The sequence below is a fragment of the Bacillus sp. NEAU-Y102 genome, assembly GCF_054788175.1.
Genome location: NZ_JBTWFK010000005.1, coordinates 201432 through 220353 on the forward strand (window position 1 = coordinate 201432; position 18922 = coordinate 220353).

Consider the following 18922-nt stretch of genomic DNA (forward strand, 5'->3'; position numbering starts at 1 on the left):
TGCGGAAGGTTTTTCTTATATAATCGCTTTAATTCCTTCTAACACTAATCCAATCATAAATCCGCAAACCGCCCCGTTCACTCGGATCCACTGCAAATCTTTACCGACATTATTTTCAATCATTTCGATTAACGTTTTATCGTCTAACTTATCAAGGTTTTCTTGTACAAGCTTACCAATTTTCGAATGGTTCTTCTCAATAAGATTCACAACTTGTTTTTGTAACCAATCTTCTATTTTTTGAACTGTCTGTTCATCTTCTTTTATTTTATTCATTTGTTTTTGTAAAAATGGAATAACATATTGATTAGCAAATTCTTCATTATTTACAAAAGCAACTGCTCTTTGTTGTACTTGCTCTAGCATCTCTTTTATTTTGTCAGTAGCATTCCAATTCGCAATCCACTTTTCTTTCCAATTTTCTAATTCCTGTAATAAAGCTTCATTTTCTTTTACATTGATAATTTCTTGACGAATCTTCGCTAATATAAGTTGTCTTGTGCTATTATCAGCCTCTTGTAAGCTGTTAATATTACTAATGATAAACTTCTGCAAAATACCGCCAATTTTATCTTCATCTACAATATTCATAAATGATTTCAAAGTAAACTGCAAGAATCCATCTACTTTTATATTTTCCATCGCCTTCATACCTAAGCTACCGAGCTGGTAACGAGCTTCATCTTGCGCTGTCCAATCTTTTACCTTCACTAATATGTAATCAAGTGTCTTTTCATCATATTCTTGCACAACTAATTGATCAACAAGCACTTGTAAAATATTACTTGTATTAATTGTATGTAAATATGTTTTTAATTCTTTTTCAATAATAACAGCTAACTTTTCTGTATCTATTGTTACAATTGCTTTCTCTGCAATCGTTACAATCCCCTTTTTCACAGCATCAGACTGCATTTCTCTCTCAGCAATTTGCAGTACCATTTGTGCTAACTGCATCTCTTTTACTTTATTCGTAATACTTTCTTTCGTTAGCCATTCATTTTCTAACGTATGAATGAGCCCTTTCGTTACCCGTTTACGGTTTTTAGGTAACAAAGCTGTATGCGGAATTGGTATTCCCATCGGATGACGGAATAAAGCAGTAACCGCAAACCAATCCGCAAGTCCCCCAACCAATCCAGCTTCAAATCCACCTTGTATAATCTCTCCAGCTACCGTTCCTTGAAAAGGGATAGAAGCCGCAAAGCCGACACCCATAACCCCAAGCGAAATACCCGCTATATATTTAGTCTGTAATGACATCGTATACACATCCTCTTATTATGTAAAATAAAGCTTTTTTGTTATATTTATTCAATATTAGTTATCCTTTATATATACTATAAAGAACTATTGTGAAAATAACAAAGATTTTTATGTACATGAAAAAATGAGGCTACAACTAGCCTCATTTTTCTTATATCGTTAATTCCAAACCTTTCCTATAATATTCATTCATTACATCTTTAGGAACCATGCTTCCACCCGTTCCCCACACAATATGAGTACCTTTTTTCACTTTCTCTGTTAACTGTTGCTTTTGTAAATACTCATCTTCTTTACACACTTTCACTGGCCCTATCATACCTGCTAGTGCAGAAGGCTCTAAATAAATATTCTCCGTATCAGCTAGTTCTTTTAACAATCTATATAACTCTTCATCGTTTACTGTATAATTTCCACTTAAAAATGGTTCCATCGTTTTCCCGACAAATCCAGACGGTCTTCCTACCGCAAGTCCATCCGCATCTGTTACATTATCAATTCCGATATCTTGAACGGCAATTTTGTCATGAAGGCCTGTCATTAAGCCGAGTAACATACATGGTGAGTGTGTTGGCTCTGCAAAGAAACAATGAACGTTGTCTTTATACAATAACTTTAAACCGAATGCTACTCCGCCAGGTCCTCCTCCTACTCCGCACGGAAGGTAAACAAATAAAGGGTGATTTTCATCTACTACAACCTCTAACTCTTCTAATTGCTTTTGTAATCGTGATGCTGCTACTGAGTATCCTAAAAATAGATCATGTGAGTTTTCATCGTCTACAAAATAACAGCTAGGATCCGCATCTGCCTGTCGTCTTCCTTCTTCTACTGCTTTGCTATAATCATCTTCATATTCAATAACGTTTACACCTTTACTTCTTAATAAACTTTTCTTCCATTCTTTTGCGTCTGCTGACATATGAACAGTTACATTAAAACCTAGATTCGCACTCATAATTCCTATGCTAAGTCCTAAATTCCCTGTAGAACCTACCGCAATTGAATACTTCGAGAAAAACTCTCTACATGTATCACTATCTAAAATGGAATAATCATCTTCTTCTGTTAACATTCCGTGCTGCAATGCTAGTTGCTCAGCATGTTTCAACACTTCATAAATGCCGCCTCTAGCTTTAATTGATCCTGATATCGGGAGATGACTATCACATTTTAATAATAATTCTCCTAAAATAGGTTGCTTGTAATTTGTCTCTAAAGCTTCTTTCATAGAAGGTATTTTTACTAAAGGTGATTCGATTATGCCGTTAGTCCCTTTCGTTTCAGGAAAAACTTTCGCAATATATGGCGCAAAACGCTTTAATCTCTCTTCCGCATCTTTTACATTCTCTTCATTAAGTGGTGAATCTTTTATTGCCCTTTCATACTTTTCTATGTGTGGGTTTATCCAAAATACTTCTTTTGTTGCAATAAGTTTATTCACTAATGGGTATTCTGCTTGTAATGCCCCTATTTCTTTCATTTTGTTTCCTCCTTATATCCTTGTAGCTCACCATATAATAAATTATAATTAAATTAATTTTAATATAGTTTAACACAAATCGTTCACTTTAGTTAATTTTAATTTAATTTATTTAAATATAATTTAATAACCCTTGAGGAGATTTTCATTATGGAAAATATAGATATTGGTAAAAAAATTGAAAAACAAAGAAAAGAAAAAGGTTTAACTAGTAAAGAACTAGCAAAGATGGCCGATATTACACCATCTATGTTAAGTCAAATTGAGCGTGGGTCGGCTAACCCTTCTATTCAAACATTAAAAGTGCTTGCTAAAGCTCTTGATGTGCCAACATTTAGCTTTTTACTTGAAGATACAAATACAGACGATTTAATTGTACGTTCCCATAAACGAAAGAAAATGATTATCGATAATTTATCATATGAAATGCTTTCACCTGATTTCACTGGAAATTTAGCAACAGCAATTATGACCGTCCCGCCTAATACAGCTTCATCAGAAAATGTGCTAGAACATAAAGGAGAAGAATTAGCATTTGTCTTAGATGGGAAAATCACATTATATTTAAACGAGGAAGAATACGTATTAGAAACTGGTGACAGTGTAAAGATACCTGCTTATTTAAAGCATAAATGGGTAAATCATTTTGAAAAAAACGCGATAGTTTTATTTTCTGTTACTCCGCCGATTTTTTAATGTATAAATAAAAACAGGTTACTTCTTATGAATTACACCTCCAATTGTTAGAATGTGTCTAACAATTGGAGGTGTAATTTTTTTATGACTAAATTTACTTCAGAAAACAAAATGAATGCAGCAATACATTATCAAGATGGAAGTGAGAGTATAAAAGATATTGCGAAATCATTGAGAACGAATCACGAAGTGGTTCGAATATGTATAAAACAATTTGAATATCATGGAATCCGAGCATTTGAAAAAGACTATACAACGTATTTTGTACAGTATAAACTAGGCGTACTAAATTATATGTTCGAAAATGGGACGTCTCCAAACGAAACGGCAGTTATTTTTAATATTTCTTCATCTGGACTTATTAGAAAATGGCGTATTCAGCTACGTCAAAAAGGAGTAGACGCCCTTAAATCTAAGAAAAAGAGGCATCAATCTATGACTAAGGACAATCAAAAATCAATTAAGAAACAAACACAAACAGAAGAGTCAGTAGAAGCATTACAAGCTGAATTGGAGCGTTTGCGTATGGAGAATGCTTATTTAAAAAAGTTGAATTCCTTAGTTCAAAACAAGGAGAAATCACCAAACAAGATAAGGCGCAAATAATCTATGAACTAAGGAAAGCATTTCCGGTAAAGGCACTTTTAAAATTAGCAGAACTCCCACGAAGTACGTATTATTACTGGATACAGAATTCTAATCATCCAGATAAAGAGCTAAAGGTCTTAATTCAAAACATTTACGATGAACACCAAGGTCGTTATGGATATCGCCGTATTCGCGATGAGTTAATGAACCAAAGACACAAAATCAACCATAAAAAAGTTCAACGAATTGTGAAAGAGTTAGGTTTAAAGAGCCTAGTTCGTATGAAAAAATATCGCTCTTATAAAGGGAAAGTAGGTAAGATTACGCCAAATATTTTAGAACGTAACTTTAAGGCTGAAAAGCCAAACGAAAAATGAGTTACAGACATAACAGAATTTAAATTATGCGGCGAGAAGCTCTACTTATCACCGATGTTAGATCTATTTAATTGAGAGATAATCGCTTATACAATTGATTCAAGACCAACCTATTCACTTGTATCAAAGATGTTACGATAATGCGATTATTGAAAGTTTCTTTGGTATTATGAAATCTGAATTTCTTTATCTAAAAGATTTTGAAAGCATAGAACACTTTAAACAAGAATTTGAAAAATATATCGATTATTATAATCACAAACGAATTAAGGCAAAATTAAAAGGCATGAGCCCGGTACAATATCGAACTCATGCCCTAAAAGCTGCCTAATGAAACGACTTGTCAAACTTTCTGGGGTTAGTTCAACTTTTAACGAACCCATACCACTAGTACTCAAAAATTCTGTTCTCCTAACTGTAATATCTCCTTATTTACCGGACATTTTACTTTCACTTCCCAGTGTCCATGTACTGTAACTCTCACCTGAGGATTAAACATTTTGATTTCATCTACACTAAAGATAATGCTTTTCTCCTCAAAATTTTTTTCCTTAGTGTTTACTTTCCCTATGACTTCATTCTGCCAAAACACTTCTAATGAAGCCTCACTTTTAGGATCTCCCAAGTATTTATATACAACTTCAACTTCCCCTGTACGTTCAATTAGTTGAAAAAAACACTTTTTCATATCTATGGGACTATTAAGAACAATATTAGTCCCACAGGTATACGGCTTAAATATTGAGCCATCAAGTTCTGTAAGACAATTGACTTTATGATACCAATTTCCTATATAATCATTCTTAATGACTATTTTATTTGGGTTATACCTGGGATCATAATAAAATATTATATCATGTGGACTATTAAAAACTACTCCATGCACGCGTGTATGAGTTTGTCCTATTGGTGTAGTAAGATCGTTAATCCAAAACACTTTAAATACAGAATCTACCCGCCTGCTTTGGTAGGTATTGATAATGATATAACCTGATTTATTTAAAGGTAATTCATGATAAATTTCTGGAACCGACGTATATAATCTTTCACCACATCCATAGGGTTTTGCAACAGTTCCATCTCCGTCATCAATAATGAATATCCCCCCTTCTACCTCTAAATCCATTAAATCTGTCTCCATTGCACAAAAAAATGTACCATCTTCAAAAAAGAACATTACATGATAGAGTTTTTCTACTTCATAATGCCCTGTAAATCCTTTTACAAACTCTCCATCATATTTCAATTCCTTAGTAGGTGGATATATTATACCTTTTAGACCCTTATATGCCCCTTCTTTAACCAGTGCTATTTTCCCAATATTAGGATCTCGGGGATCTAATTTTGGTCTAGGAGCATTAATAGTACTAATACTATTACGCGTATTTTCACTTATAACAAAATCAGACAATCTTTTATCCTCCCACAACATGTAGTTCTATTGATTCATCATTTAATACAGTGCGGTCCACAGCAATAACCATCCCCTCACCAACTTCAATCATAATGAATTTTTCAGTGATGTCTTTTAAACCACCAATATATGCATTTTCTTTACATGTAAGCATAATAGCTTTTCCAATTTGATCTCCCAATTCACAAATCGGATGTGATTTCCAATTACTCTTCATATCATCACCTCTAAACTATTCAAATTGTAATACCCGCTTTATAATCGCTCTTTATAATCAAACCCAAACTACGCAAGAATATAAACAATTAAAGCTTTCCATTATTAAAAAACTACGTGTTTATTGGATTTTATTTAATAGTATTATAGGTAAATTGGATTATTTTTTATCTGAATGTAGAATTATTTTTTATTTCCTTAAAATTCCCCTCAACTTTTTCAGCATATAAAACGATACTTATAATAGAAAGAGGTGTTTTAATTGTATAAAACGATACCAAATTCAAAAGAAAGAGAATTTATATACAATAGCTCATACAACAAAGGGCATATAAGCACTCCTAGCATGGTAGCTCACTGTATTGGCCTAAGTACTCACGCAAAATTGGTGTATTCTAACATTTTGAATTACATTTATAAAAAAGGAGAATTTGCATTCCCAAGTATTTATAGATTGTCTATATCTTGTTCCTGCTCAATAAATACAATTATTCGTTATATTAATGAATTAGTTGAAAAAGGATTTATAAAAAAAGAGGTCCCAGGTCGTGGAAAAAGTAATCGATACTACATAATAGAATGTGATAAAATTCCACTCCTAAAAGTATCAGAAATGATATGGGAAGTAATAGATACACTTGCAAAAAAATATGATTGGAAGGATATTATGAAATGCAAGAATTCAATATTGTCTTTTCTTAATCAAAATAAATATTCATTACATCATATGGAGATTCAGCAAAATACAATAAATCACTTAAATGCTTTATTCCTTCATGTTTTAGAGAAAAAAGAATTAAATATTGAAGTATTGACTAGTAATTTTATATTTAAAAATCAATCTATTATATAACAGTTTTGAAATTACAAAATCATATAAATAATTTATAAGCATAATGGGTGGTGTGAATATTGAATGAACCTTATGTTACTTGTACACAATGTGTCGTTAGAGATTGGTGCCAACGTAGAAATGGTACTACTCCCCTGCCACAGGATTATACAATGAATCCTGAGTGTGGCGGTTATATCTTACTTAATCAAGCTTTAAAGCTTTCTCAAATTCCTTTAGAATATCAAAATGCAAATAAAAGAAATTTCTTAATCGACACGGATAACAGAATGTACAAAGACTACATTATAGATACTTTTAATTCAATAGAGGAAATTGTTAAGAATGGAAATAACCTCGCTTTTATACATCCACAAAAAGGAACTGGTAAATCATATACTGCTATAGCCTTTGCAATGGAATATATATTTAAATCAGTAATGAATCCTTCTTTATTTAATTTTGAGTCTCCGCTTGTACTCTATATTAAGTATGGTTCATGGGCAAATGATCTACGGCAAATTTATCAATTAAATGATGAAGATTTCACACAAAAAGTTTTACAACAAGTAAAACTCATGAAGACGGTTCCCCTACTAATACTTGATGATATAGGAAATGGGAGATTTACAAATTATATTAAGGATTTTACTTATGATGTAATTGATTTTCGTAAAGAAAACAAAAAATCAACATTTTTCACTTCTAATCTTACACTCCAACAATTAGAACAAGAGAATTGTCTTGGGGATATTATTACATCTCGTATGTTATTTAATACTGTTGTATATCAATTAGGAGGTCGTGATAGAAGACAAGAAAAAAGTTATATTCTGAAGCCAATTATATAAAGATCTCGTCATGTAACGGGGTCTTTCTAGAATCCATTTAACAATAATATGATAAATATGTAAAAATAGTATTACAATTAATATATTTCCATAGTATACTAATTTACATGATTAAATTTTCAGCTTATGAATTGAGTAGAAATGTATTAAATCCTTATATATAAATACCTGTAAAACAAAAGAAGTTAATCAGAACATAATAAAGCAGCAATATCTGTTTTGGATAGTAAGATGCTTTATTCCATTAGGGTTCTGGTTTAATCTTCTATTCTTTTACGCCCCAAAAACGAACATAAGTTCTTTTATTTTTCGGCAAAGATAGAACATACGTTTTATTTTAAATTATAAAAGAACATAAGTTCTAATTTTTCGCCCTAAAAACGAACATAAGTTCCGCGTTTTGTTATTAAAAAAATCGCAACTATTTCCATTATTACATCGATTATTATGTCGAGATTAGATGAAAAGGAGTTTATATTATGCCATCCATTGAAGAATTACAACTATTAAACCATATATTAGAAAACAGAGATTGGTCTTCAATTGATAAAAATGGCCTTGATGAAGAACATTTTCCTATACATAAAGATATTTTTAATTACATTGAAAATTTTAAAAAATTACAAAAACAACTTCCAACAATAGAAACCGTAATGAATATATTTGAAGAATTTGAAATGGTCGAATTAGAAAAAACAGAATTTGTAGTAGATGCTCTGAAAGAAGATTGGCTACATAGAAAATTCAAGCCCTTTCTTCAAAAAGCAGCAAACCTTGTCGCTGAAAAGAAAACTGTAGAAGCTATTTTAGATATTAAATTAAATGCCACGAATATGTTAAAACTTGCGAATATTGACAACAAAGGATACTCATATACTGGAATGGCGGATACACGTAAGAGTAAGTACTTATCAATTCATGGTAGAGATGAAAATGAAATTTTAGGAGCGACTACAGGCTTTAAAACATTAGATTTAGTGACTAATGGATTAGTAAGTGATGGGCAAGAAACTGATTATTTTCTTGTTTTCGCACCATCTAATATGGGCAAAACATTAATATCCTCATTTATGTTAATGTCCGCTTGGAATAGTAATATCGAGTGGGATTTCCCTGCATACTTTGCTTTAGAACAACGTGCCGAAGAAATTGCCCGAAATTGGGATCATGTCCTGGCTGGTGTATCAAATTTAGGCATACAACGTGGTACTATGTCAGCTGAACAAAAAGACCGTTATATCTTCTTTTTAGATCAACTAAGGAAAAAGCAAAAAGATATGGTCATCTATGATATTCAAAAAAATGGTGGTCGCCCCTATACAGTTACTGAAATACAACGCGTCCTTGAGTCTGAAGGACATACTCGCTTTGTTTTAGATCAATTATCCAAAGTACGTTTAAATAGCTCCAATAATAATTTTGGGGATTTAAGACAAAGATTATTTGATATATCAGCAGCAGTACGTGAAATGATTTTAGGAACAGGAATTCCAGGTTATGTAGTAGCACAAGCTAACAGAGAGTCCGCTAAAAGAATAAAAAAAAGTCAAAATGATAGCACGATGACTGGTGAAGATATCGGGGAAACTTATGCAATTTTCCAAGATGCTAGCAAAGGTATATCTATTATCAAAATAAATGAAAATACCTTTAAAGTACAGGTTATAAAAAATCGTGGCAATGCTAGTGGTCAAAGTTTCATTGTGCGATATAACTTTGATACCGGACTGATTAGTACCATAAACAATCAGTATGAAAAACAGTTCTTCTAGTCTTAATAATGGAGATGAAAATACATGCAAAAAGCAAAAAATGTAGAAATTCTCGAAAATACATCACTTGATATACCAAGTCTAATAGATGATTTGCGTTTTAAGTATCAGTATTCCCTTAGATATCAAAGTAACCATGCAGCATTTTCAAAGAAAAATGATAACGGCAATTATATAATGTGTTGCTGTCCGAATCATACAGAAACAAGACCATCATTTGGTATTTCTAAAACCCCTCCCTATCACACACACTGTTTCTGTTGTGGATACTTAGGAACCATAGATTGTGTAATTGAAACCGCTTTTGTTTTAGAACGAGGCAACGGATTAAAAGCCCTATTATCAAATTACTATTTTGAAGACAATCGTAAACCTTTAGACATTACAAAAATCTTAGCTACAAGAAAAAAATGTATAAAAGCAAATACATTATCTGAAGAAACACTCAAAAAATTGGATGAGGAAAAATTTAAAAATCAAGGAATTTACAATGTAGCAATGTCCTATTTAATTAATCAGCGTGGAATAAACATGAAGACTTTAGATACTTACGAAATAAAAATAGATGTCAGAAATAAATGTATCGTATTTCCGCAACGTACTCGAAACGGGGATCTTCGCTTTTTACAAAAACGAAAAATTGGAAGCAATTATAACGGTTCAAAATTTATCAACGAAGGATTACCAAACAAAAAAGATATTTTATTTGGACTTCATTTAATTAATCAATTACGAACATCAGCCAATCGAATTAAAAGAGTTCGTATCGTAGAATCTCCTATAGATGCAATGAGTAACTATCAAGTAGGTATTCCTGCTGTTGCAATTAACGGGAAATTATTATTTAAAAACCAAATACGCGAATTACATCTAGCAGGTATAGAGATAGTTGATCTATTTTTTGACAATGACAAAGCTGGAAAAGATGCAACACAAAAAGCAACAAAACACTTAATACAGGAGGGATTCACGGTCAATCATACTCTTTATCCACCCCAATTCACTGAAGATTCAAAAATCGACTCCAATGACTTACTTAAGATGGGGTTACTAGATAAATTAAATACAAATTCAATTAGTTTACTAAGCAGTAAATTTTAATTCATTCAAATAAAGGGGATTTATATAATGAACACAGCAACTATAAACTTTCAAGATTTAATAATGGAAATACTAAACTCTGAATCTATAGCTAAAATTTTTAATTTTGAATTATTTAAGGTGAGAAATCAAGATAAAGAAGATGTGAAACAAGATTGTATCTTGCGTATAATGAAATCTCTTCAACAAACAACAGTTCCATCTGAAAAGCTACCTTCATTCTGTCAAACAATTATTAAAAGAACCGTGGTTGATTATTATCGTTATACAAATAGAATGGTAGAACAAAATTCGACTTCAGTATTTTATTGTGATGGATTTATTGAAGACGATTCTAGTGAAAACAATTGCCCTACATTTTGCCAAGAGTCTTACGAACAAGGATATGAATTCTCAATTGTTAAAGCAGATTTTGAAATACATAGAAACAAATTTACTCCGACTGAACAACATGTCATAGAATACATGCTATATGACGGCTTAGGAGTCTGTATGAATTTAGCTGAAATCGCAAACGAACTTAAAATTAATAAATCGCACTCAACAAGAGCATTAAAGAAATTGCGTAGCATTTATTGTTGTTAATATACTTAGTTCCCTACTACCTCAAACAACAATCACCTAAAAATATTGTAAAACAATTAAGAACATTTTGTAAACAAAAGTAACTTTTATTTTCATTATAAATTCCGCAACTATTTAATTAGTTATTACGATAACTATTAATCAGTCTAGTATATACAACTAGTATACAACATCGACAATAATTTTCAAAGGCGTTTATCTGTTTCTTATTAGATTTCAGCCCTCTTTTATATATATAACCATTCATTACATGAACTTTATTGGAAAATTATTAAGCTTAATTATTGATTTGTTACTATTAAGTATTGACTAGATTCATAACTTACAGTCTGCATTTAAAAACTTAAGTTCTGTTTATTTATATAAACAGAATAAACAAAGTTAATTTAAATAAACCTTTATATCGATATATAACAATTGAATGAAGTTATATATCCTGTCAATTTAAGGAGGAAATAAAGTATGACGACAATAAAAGGATTAGATGCAATTTTAAAAGTGGGAAACACCTTTCTTACGTTTAAAGATAAAAAACCACTTACACTTTTATTTATCGATTGGTATGAAAATCTGGTTGGTATTCGCGAGCATTATGAACCTACCTTAAAACCCAAATATATACGTTGTCCAGGGACAGATGTGTGCCCCCTTTGTCACGTTAATCCTGGTAAATATCCGAATTTGAAGATTAAATTACGTGTATATGATCCATTAGATAATAAGATTAAGCTAGTCTCTTTAGCGAAAACTCACATTCAAAAATTACACACAGACTTTAATCTTTACGTGATTGATCCTACAAAAGATTTTGTCACTATCTCTAGAAGTGGGACAGGTGCTAATGATACCACTTATTCAGCTAAACCATACCATTATACTTCAGTGGATGAAGAACCTATATTAAAGAAGCCAGACTTTAATGAAATTGAAATGCTTGATATATCAACATATATAACTTCTCATAGTCCTGATGAAATCCAAGAATTTATGAATGCAGCCTCAACAATATACAATTTACAGCAAGCACAGTTTCAATGTAGTTCCCCTACTCTTTCATTAACTACTGAAGGTTTTGATGAAAAGGAACAATTGAGAACTACTAATCATAAATTACCGTTTTAGAAAACGGTATGGAATTTTAATTTCTATTATTAAATATAGAAAGGGACGATTATGTCGTCCCTTTTTGAAGTAAGGAGTTGTAAATTTTGTTTTTTAAATCAAATGAATCCAATCAGGACATTTTTACACTATTAAATAAGCGCGAAGTAAAAGAAAGCACGCAAAAAACTCGTACAAAAAAAAATGAGAAAAAAAAGATTACGATAAAACAAAATCAATATGTTCACGGAATTAATAATTCAGTAAAACTACCTTTAAATTACTACTTAATACATACCCCTGAACAATTTAAAGAATTCATTACCAAGTATAAGGTGTATAAAACCTTACATTCACAAGCTTATACATTTATTGATACGAAATCCACTGGTTCGAATCCTTTTAAAGACTCAATCATCTCAATTACGATTGGATTTATGGATAACAGTTTTTTTTATATACCTATTAAGCCTTTTAAACATCGATTATCACAGAATATCTCTACATTAAGTCTAGAATACACGATGAAAAAACTCTCACCACTATTAGAGAAAGATACCTTATTAATACTTAGTAACAGTAAGCAACACATTCATGCTCTATATAATTGGTGTAATTTTGACATTACATATAATATCTTTTGGGATACTGAGATAGCTGCAAACCTATTAAATGAGAACCATCCAAAAGGTGTAAAAGAATGGTATAAAGAATATGTATTACCCCGTCTTATTTCAAAAGGAACCATTTTAAATACCATGGATAGTAAAAAATATATGTTTGAAAAGACACTCTATGATCAGCTACAACACCATGTAGCTACCTACTTCGCTTGCTATGATATTTTTATGCTAAAGTCTGTATTCGAGTATCAGAAAAGGATTTTTGAAAACCCTAAATTTAATCTTGTTCATATATATAAATTATTTAGAGAAATAGAGATGCCTTTAATAGCTGTACTTACTACCGCTGAAAGAAAAGGTATTAAAATTAATGAAGAATTTCTAAGCAATGATGTAAAACAAATACTCCAAGCGAAATTACAATCCGTAAAAAAAGAAATCTTGAATCACCTAGGTTCTACTATCACATTAAATAATTGTATGCACCCACCTAAGCAACAAAATAAATATAATAGCGTAAATAAATTAACAAGCACTTTGTTTAATATAAATTCTCCAGCCCATTTGGCCCAAAAACTTTATATTGATAACGCTATTCTAAAACCTATCATGGAATATGACAAAGGTTGCAAAAGTTTGATTTCCAAGCTAAAAACTGATAGAAAAACGCTGATACGTAATCTATCAATGCATCCTGTAATTCCTCTAATTCTAGAATATCGTCGCTTAGTGAAATTAATAAGTTCTTTTTGCAACTCCCTACCCAAAGAACAACAAGGTACTATCGATAATAAAATTCATCCTATCTATAACTCTGTAGGAACTAAAACAGGCCGTATGAGTTGCTCGTCACCAAACCTAAAGTTGTGGGCTGCATAAAGGTAACTTTATGTGTAAGCAGATCGTTAATTCAGGGAAAGCTAAGGGTAATTACCTATGTCAATCCTGAGCCAAGTCTAATAGGGATATTAGAAAGGTGCAGAGACTACTTAAATTAACCTAGAACAGGTGAAATAAGCACGAAAGCGATCCACCCTTCTACAACAGGGTGATGATATAGTCCGATACTCTTTGAAAAAAGAGAGCAAGGATAAAGAGCCTTGCATTACTACAATGACAACAAGTACCAAGTAAAGCTGATTTTATACGTATGGCCTTTAGAGCAGAAAGAGGTAGATTATTCACCAGTATTGACTTCAGTTTACAAAACGTTGGCTGAAGTCGTTAATCTAAACCTACTCAAAACAGGGAACGCCCTCATGTAACGGTGGAGCGAATCCTGTGCTTCTAGTGACAAGAAGTGCAACGACTGCTTGTTAATTATCATCTTGATTCATAGTTAACAAAATAATGAGTCGTCTATCAACCAAAATTGATAAATCCATCGAACTCATTTATACGGTAGGCTATGGGCTTAGTGGTCACAAAATTTGCCCATTATTTGCAGGAATGCAACAGAAGGTATAGTCTAATCCGGCTCCTTTAAGGAGTGTTCAAATACCATGAAAATGGCGGTATACATACAACAAGAATTACGTTGGCTCGCAATAGTAACACAAGAACCGGTTCTAATTGAAGCTTTTAAGAAAGGTTTAGATGTACATAGTCAAATCACTTGCCAAATTAAGGGGTTTACTTATAACTTGTTTGAGGATATTCGAAATTATAAAAGAGAAACATTAAAAGAGACTCAGCATCATATACAACAGCTTATAAATAAATGGTCAGATACCCCAGAATGTCTATATATCTTGAAGATATATAATATGAAGGAACTAAACAGTACTACCATTCCTTCTCTGGCAAATGCTTTTGAATCGCTTAGAAAAGAAATGAAAAGCATTGTATTCGGTAAAGGGATTGCCGAATTAAAATCTCACTCAAAACAGGGAAACCTAAGTGTATAAGCATATGGTAATCCTGTGCCAAAGCGTTCATATGAATGGCAGGTGCAGAGACTTATAGCGTTCCGCGGTTATATAAACAACCAATCTAACGAGTTCGCTTAATGTGAGAAGTAACTTGAAATAGTTGCTAAGGTATAGTCCACTCCCTTAGGAAACTAAGGGGTTTAAGTGACCTTATATGGTATAACAGAAATCGGTTTATCTGATCAATTAAATATTACAAAAGCAGCAGCTACTTCGTTAATTAATCAATTTAAAAAACAATTACCCAACTTTTTAAGATGGGAATCTGAAACACATAGAGAAGTTTTAACTAATGGTTATGTAAAAGATTTGTTTGGTAGAAAAAGACGTTTTAAAGAAACAATTTTAAAAGCTACCTCTTCTTCCACCTTTAAGAACAAAAATTCAGATTGGAGATTAGAGAAAATAAAACGGCAAAGTTGTAACTTTAAAATACAAGGAACTTCTGCGACACAAGTAAAAAAAGCCATGGTAAATTTATTTTATCCCACCCGGCCAGATGGTACAAAATGCTTAGATAGAGATGAATGGCTACAGGAGAATTACAAATCTATACTTGAAGAGCATGATATACACATCGTATTACAGATACATGATGAATTAATTTTTGATGTACCACAAGATGTTTCCCAAGACGTTTTAAAAGAAATTTCAAACATTATGCTAAATGCCATTCCTTCTACCCATTTAGGAGTGACATTCCATTCGGATATTCATACCTCTCCATATTGGGGTGGTACATTTTCAATCGAGGAAATTAAAGAGTTTTCTAATAGTGATTTAGATCTGAACAGATTATTTCATCAACAATTTAAACAGAAAATAAACACCTTCCTGAATTCAACGTTTTAGGTGAATTTAATAGAAAATGAATTAAACATTATAATTGCCACTTTGATTAAACGAGATAATAAAAAAACGTACACTTCTGTACGTTTTTTTATCTTTTTAGTTCCTAATTATCTATACAAAAAATTGAAATACCATTTCAACTTCTGCCTCATTTGTATATTCAACCCTAGGCATGGTGCTCGGATTACCATCAATAGCTAACGATAACGGTGCAATACTAACCATTGGTGTAGGTGTTGTTAATAAAACCTTACATGCAGTTACCCATTCTATGCCATATTTCTGACGCGCCGAATCATTTAATTTCACATCAATTCTAGAAATATTTCCAAAGTTCGTTACTGACTCCCCTGTTTGCCTATTGAACCCTTTAACCGCAATACCATTACGTAACGAGTCATACGATACAATATACTTCTCTGATGCAATTGTAAGGATTTTATACGGCATTGCGCTCTTAACAAATTCAAATACATTTGGTCGTTTGTCGGGCTTTCTAGTACTCATCTCAAATACGCTAATTAATTCAATATCTTTAAGTGATAATTGTCTCTTTTTACCTCCGCAATTGCTTGCTGTATCATATGGTACAAGAGCTATATCATGAGATAATTCACCTGGAATATCAATACAATTAAAGCATCTTTCAATAGATTCTATAATTGTAACAAAGTTTAATAATTCAAAATCTATATTTGTACGTTCTAATTCATATAATTTTTGTTCAAGCATCTCTAATTCTATTTCCAAACGACATTTTGTAATAGAGGAACAATCTGAACTAGCTATATCATCTCTCATACGCTGCATAGCATCTTCAATAGCTAAGATTTCCTCATACAAATCTCCAAATCTAATTGTCATTGTCACTTCCTCCTCACTTTTTTTTCGGAGCCTTAGTAGGATCTAATGTCCAAGTGATCCAATCGCTTACATCTTTTAAAGAGCTTACATGGAAGTACTCTCTACACTGTCTAAAGAAAGGAATGATAGGACTATTCCAATTCCCTGGCCCTATTTTCCCAGGTCCTTTTCTTCCTGGAAGAACTGTATATATAGTTTTCATAGGCACTAACGCATAACGATTAAATACTTTAAGGCTATTTAGCTTCCCGTCAACCTGATCGTATGTAACTTCTTTATACAGGCGATGTGAAGGTTCGCTACTGCCCTCTAACTTTTGTCTATCATCTGATACAAGAATAAGAGAATTCTCTACGGGTTTACCATTTATTACACTTTTATCTATCACTTGATCAATCGAATGATAAATTGCAGACATACCAGATTCAGGGAAATCCGATCCTCGATTAAATGTTAGCGTACTAATATCAGAAAATGCTTGTGCTAATCCTTGTACATCTACACTTTTATTCAGTAGAACTCTCCAAAAGTTCGGCCTATTCTTTCCTGCTCTGTCTGTAGGATCAGCATAGGCTACTAATGATACTTTACATGGGATTTTAGCAGCTTTAGCATAACGCTCGATTTCATTTGCTGTGGCAACTAATAAGTTTCTAACACGACCTCCAGGTTCAAGTCCCCCTCCTTCAAACATGGATTCAGAAATATCCACAACGAAAATAATATTAACCCCTGTGACTGTAACAGGTGGTACCCATGGATCTGGTTTTGGATAAGGTAAAACTTGTGGTTTTCGTGCATAAGAAGGTCTCACGCACTCCCTTATACATTCCCTGATTTTATACATTAATGTATCCAAGTTTTCACCAGATTCAAGTCCTGATTCCATGATTACTTCACGTATAGCTTCTAATTCATCTACATATTGCCGTAAAGCATCTACTGAGTATGGATGGCTATGTGCCATACCCTTACGCAAATCTTTAATCATTTTATCTATTTCTTTAACATATCTCATAATACTTTTGAGTTTAGGCATATCGATTGTAACCTCCTAACCAAATATAGTAAGCCCATTATAGGAAAAGGTGTGTCAAATGACACACCTTTGTGGTATTACCTTTTCAAGTTTCTTCTCAATTTAAGGCATCTTTTTCTAATACTTCCTCTTCAGCCTCCATTTGGCTTGCTAATTTACTAGCCTCAATAAACTCCTGAATTTCTTGCTTAGGAGTAAATCCAACTTTTTTTTCAATATTTTTACCATCTTTCATAAACAGAAGCGTTGGAATCGTACTAACTTCACACAATTTAGTGATATCTAAAAATTGATCAGCGTTAACTTGAATAAATTTAATATCGTCAATTTCTTTTGACAATTCCTTAATATCCTGTGTAATCATTTTACAGGGGCCACACCAAGTAGTATAAAAATAAACTAAAACAAACCCTTCTACTATCTTTTCTTTAAATTCTTCAACTGTATTAATTTCAAACATTTTATTCCTACCTCCTGTAAAGTATTTATAAGGAAGGACGCTAATAAATCCTTTATACTGTATATAAATATAAAACAATTATATATTTGCATACATTTATGTCTACTTAATTTCCCCCACAGCCGCATCCAACCTTACGAGCTACCGTATATGTATTACCGTCATTCCACTCTTGAGAAATATTTAATGCATTACGAGCAGAACTAGCCCAAACTTCTTTTTCTACATATTTTCCTTCTGCATCATGACCAGAAACCATATATTTTCGCTTGCCTAACAAATTAACCCTCTCCTTAATTACTTTTATAGAAATTACCTAAATGCTCAAAGCGAGGAACTTTTACTCCGCATACCTCAATATCCGCCATAAAAGTACTCTGAGGTTCAATCCAAGTATTTCCTTTAGCATCTTCATAAATTACCATTTCTTCATCAGTTCCTGTTTGTTTTCCCTTACCAGTAACGAGATAAATTCCACCCTTATAATATCTATAGATTTTAACTTTTTTATTATCCATATCTCCTCAACCTAAATATAATCCTCATATAAATTTATTTAATAATTTCCTTCATTTCTTTTAACCAATTTACTAAAACCATTTCTATTTCCTGCAAACGTCTTATAGAAGTACTTTCAATCATTCTTTTAGATGCTTTATTGCAAATATAGAGACGTTCTTTTTCAATATCAAATACCAAAGAAAGATGGTAATCTTGTAAACCAAGTGAAGTGGAATCATATCTTACCATTCGTTTAATGGAATGCTCGATATGTATCTCCTTTAACTTACTAGCGAGGTTTTCTCTATGCTTTTTCCACTGATCCGTTGTAAATGTATTTAATAGCATATTAAATTATCACCAACCTTAA

General features: G+C 32.1%; 20 protein-coding genes and 1 pseudogene. 11 read left to right on the forward strand and 10 right to left on the reverse strand.

What is annotated here, in order from left to right; all coding sequences use genetic code 11:
• Nucleotides 1-15: 15 nt before the first annotated feature.
• Both ACYFX0_RS14990 and ACYFX0_RS14995 read right to left on the reverse strand, forming a co-directional pair.
• A complete protein-coding gene (locus ACYFX0_RS14990) occupies nucleotides 16-1263 on the reverse strand; it encodes a DUF445 domain-containing protein (RefSeq protein ID WP_000058309.1) in 1248 nt (415 codons plus the stop codon).
• Between the two features lie 154 nt (nucleotides 1264-1417).
• Nucleotides 1418-2749, reverse strand: a complete 1332-nt coding sequence (locus ACYFX0_RS14995) for a D-serine ammonia-lyase (protein WP_000658547.1) — start codon at nucleotides 2747-2749, stop codon at nucleotides 1418-1420.
• Nucleotides 2750-2899: 150 nt separating this feature from the next.
• Here ACYFX0_RS14995 and ACYFX0_RS15000 point away from each other — a divergent pair, with 150 nt between their 5' ends.
• Both ACYFX0_RS15000 and ACYFX0_RS15005 read left to right on the forward strand, forming a co-directional pair.
• The gene (locus ACYFX0_RS15000; RefSeq protein ID WP_000427637.1) at nucleotides 2900-3445 is read left to right on the forward strand and encodes a helix-turn-helix domain-containing protein; all 546 of its coding nucleotides are present in this window, start codon (nucleotides 2900-2902) and stop codon (nucleotides 3443-3445) included.
• Nucleotides 3446-3529: 84 nt separating this feature from the next.
• Nucleotides 3530-4741, forward strand: a pseudogene (locus tag ACYFX0_RS15005) (IS3 family transposase).
• A gap of 63 nt (nucleotides 4742-4804) precedes the next feature.
• Here the strand turns inward: ACYFX0_RS15005 and ACYFX0_RS15010 are convergent.
• Nucleotides 4805-5821, reverse strand: a complete 1017-nt coding sequence (locus ACYFX0_RS15010; RefSeq protein ID WP_001279432.1) for a hypothetical protein — start codon at nucleotides 5819-5821, stop codon at nucleotides 4805-4807.
• A 4-nt stretch (nucleotides 5822-5825) separates the two neighbouring features.
• Entirely contained in the window at nucleotides 5826-6041 is a 216-nt protein-coding gene (locus ACYFX0_RS15015; RefSeq protein WP_000841662.1) for a hypothetical protein, read from the reverse strand.
• Between the two features lie 261 nt (nucleotides 6042-6302).
• Here ACYFX0_RS15015 and ACYFX0_RS15020 point away from each other — a divergent pair, with 261 nt between their 5' ends.
• From ACYFX0_RS15020 to ACYFX0_RS15060, 9 genes are all read left to right on the forward strand, one after another.
• A complete protein-coding gene (locus tag ACYFX0_RS15020; RefSeq protein ID WP_000278516.1) occupies nucleotides 6303-6893 on the forward strand; it encodes a helix-turn-helix domain-containing protein in 591 nt (196 codons plus the stop codon).
• A 59-nt stretch (nucleotides 6894-6952) separates the two neighbouring features.
• Nucleotides 6953-7723 (forward strand): ATP-binding protein, encoded by a 771-nt coding sequence (locus ACYFX0_RS15025; protein WP_001005180.1) that lies wholly within the window; start codon nucleotides 6953-6955, stop codon nucleotides 7721-7723.
• Nucleotides 7724-8202: 479 nt separating this feature from the next.
• The gene (locus ACYFX0_RS15030) at nucleotides 8203-9495 is read left to right on the forward strand and encodes a DnaB-like helicase C-terminal domain-containing protein (protein ID WP_001139152.1); all 1293 of its coding nucleotides are present in this window, start codon (nucleotides 8203-8205) and stop codon (nucleotides 9493-9495) included.
• Nucleotides 9496-9519: 24 nt separating this feature from the next.
• The gene (locus tag ACYFX0_RS15035) at nucleotides 9520-10596 is read left to right on the forward strand and encodes a toprim domain-containing protein (RefSeq protein ID WP_001167934.1); all 1077 of its coding nucleotides are present in this window, start codon (nucleotides 9520-9522) and stop codon (nucleotides 10594-10596) included.
• Between the two features lie 27 nt (nucleotides 10597-10623).
• Nucleotides 10624-11181, forward strand: a complete 558-nt coding sequence (locus ACYFX0_RS15040; protein WP_001090550.1) for a sigma-70 family RNA polymerase sigma factor — start codon at nucleotides 10624-10626, stop codon at nucleotides 11179-11181.
• Between the two features lie 462 nt (nucleotides 11182-11643).
• Nucleotides 11644-12303 carry a hypothetical protein gene (locus tag ACYFX0_RS15045; protein ID WP_000207533.1) on the forward strand — a complete coding sequence of 220 codons (660 nt, stop codon included), beginning with the start codon at nucleotides 11644-11646 and terminating at the stop codon, nucleotides 12301-12303.
• Between the two features lie 86 nt (nucleotides 12304-12389).
• Nucleotides 12390-13784 carry a DNA polymerase gene (locus ACYFX0_RS15050; protein ID WP_002083222.1) on the forward strand — a complete coding sequence of 465 codons (1395 nt, stop codon included), beginning with the start codon at nucleotides 12390-12392 and terminating at the stop codon, nucleotides 13782-13784.
• Between the two features lie 623 nt (nucleotides 13785-14407).
• Nucleotides 14408-14812, forward strand: coding sequence for a hypothetical protein (locus tag ACYFX0_RS15055; protein WP_000781409.1), 405 nt, complete (start codon nucleotides 14408-14410; stop codon nucleotides 14810-14812).
• Between the two features lie 168 nt (nucleotides 14813-14980).
• Nucleotides 14981-15688 (forward strand): DNA polymerase, encoded by a 708-nt coding sequence (locus tag ACYFX0_RS15060; RefSeq protein WP_000177370.1) that lies wholly within the window; start codon nucleotides 14981-14983, stop codon nucleotides 15686-15688.
• 111 nt (nucleotides 15689-15799) lie between these two features.
• Here the strand turns inward: ACYFX0_RS15060 and ACYFX0_RS15065 are convergent, their stop codons facing one another.
• The 6 genes from ACYFX0_RS15065 to ACYFX0_RS15090 all read right to left on the reverse strand — a co-directional run bounded on the left by ACYFX0_RS15065 (nucleotide 15800) and on the right by ACYFX0_RS15090 (nucleotide 18900).
• Nucleotides 15800-16552: a hypothetical protein gene (locus ACYFX0_RS15065; RefSeq protein ID WP_000155449.1), complete on the reverse strand. Its 753-nt coding sequence runs from the start codon at nucleotides 16550-16552 to the stop codon at nucleotides 15800-15802.
• 13 nt (nucleotides 16553-16565) lie between these two features.
• The gene (locus ACYFX0_RS15070) at nucleotides 16566-17591 is read right to left on the reverse strand and encodes a vWA domain-containing protein (protein WP_001125260.1); all 1026 of its coding nucleotides are present in this window, start codon (nucleotides 17589-17591) and stop codon (nucleotides 16566-16568) included.
• Between the two features lie 97 nt (nucleotides 17592-17688).
• Nucleotides 17689-18051 (reverse strand): thioredoxin family protein, encoded by a 363-nt coding sequence (locus tag ACYFX0_RS15075; protein ID WP_000461692.1) that lies wholly within the window; start codon nucleotides 18049-18051, stop codon nucleotides 17689-17691.
• A gap of 106 nt (nucleotides 18052-18157) precedes the next feature.
• Nucleotides 18158-18331: a hypothetical protein gene (locus tag ACYFX0_RS15080; RefSeq protein ID WP_000900867.1), complete on the reverse strand. Its 174-nt coding sequence runs from the start codon at nucleotides 18329-18331 to the stop codon at nucleotides 18158-18160.
• Between the two features lie 13 nt (nucleotides 18332-18344).
• Nucleotides 18345-18569 carry a DUF1653 domain-containing protein gene (locus ACYFX0_RS15085; RefSeq protein ID WP_000369000.1) on the reverse strand — a complete coding sequence of 75 codons (225 nt, stop codon included), beginning with the start codon at nucleotides 18567-18569 and terminating at the stop codon, nucleotides 18345-18347.
• A 34-nt stretch (nucleotides 18570-18603) separates the two neighbouring features.
• Nucleotides 18604-18900 (reverse strand): hypothetical protein, encoded by a 297-nt coding sequence (locus ACYFX0_RS15090; protein WP_000926111.1) that lies wholly within the window; start codon nucleotides 18898-18900, stop codon nucleotides 18604-18606.
• Nucleotides 18901-18922: the final 22 nt, after the last annotated feature.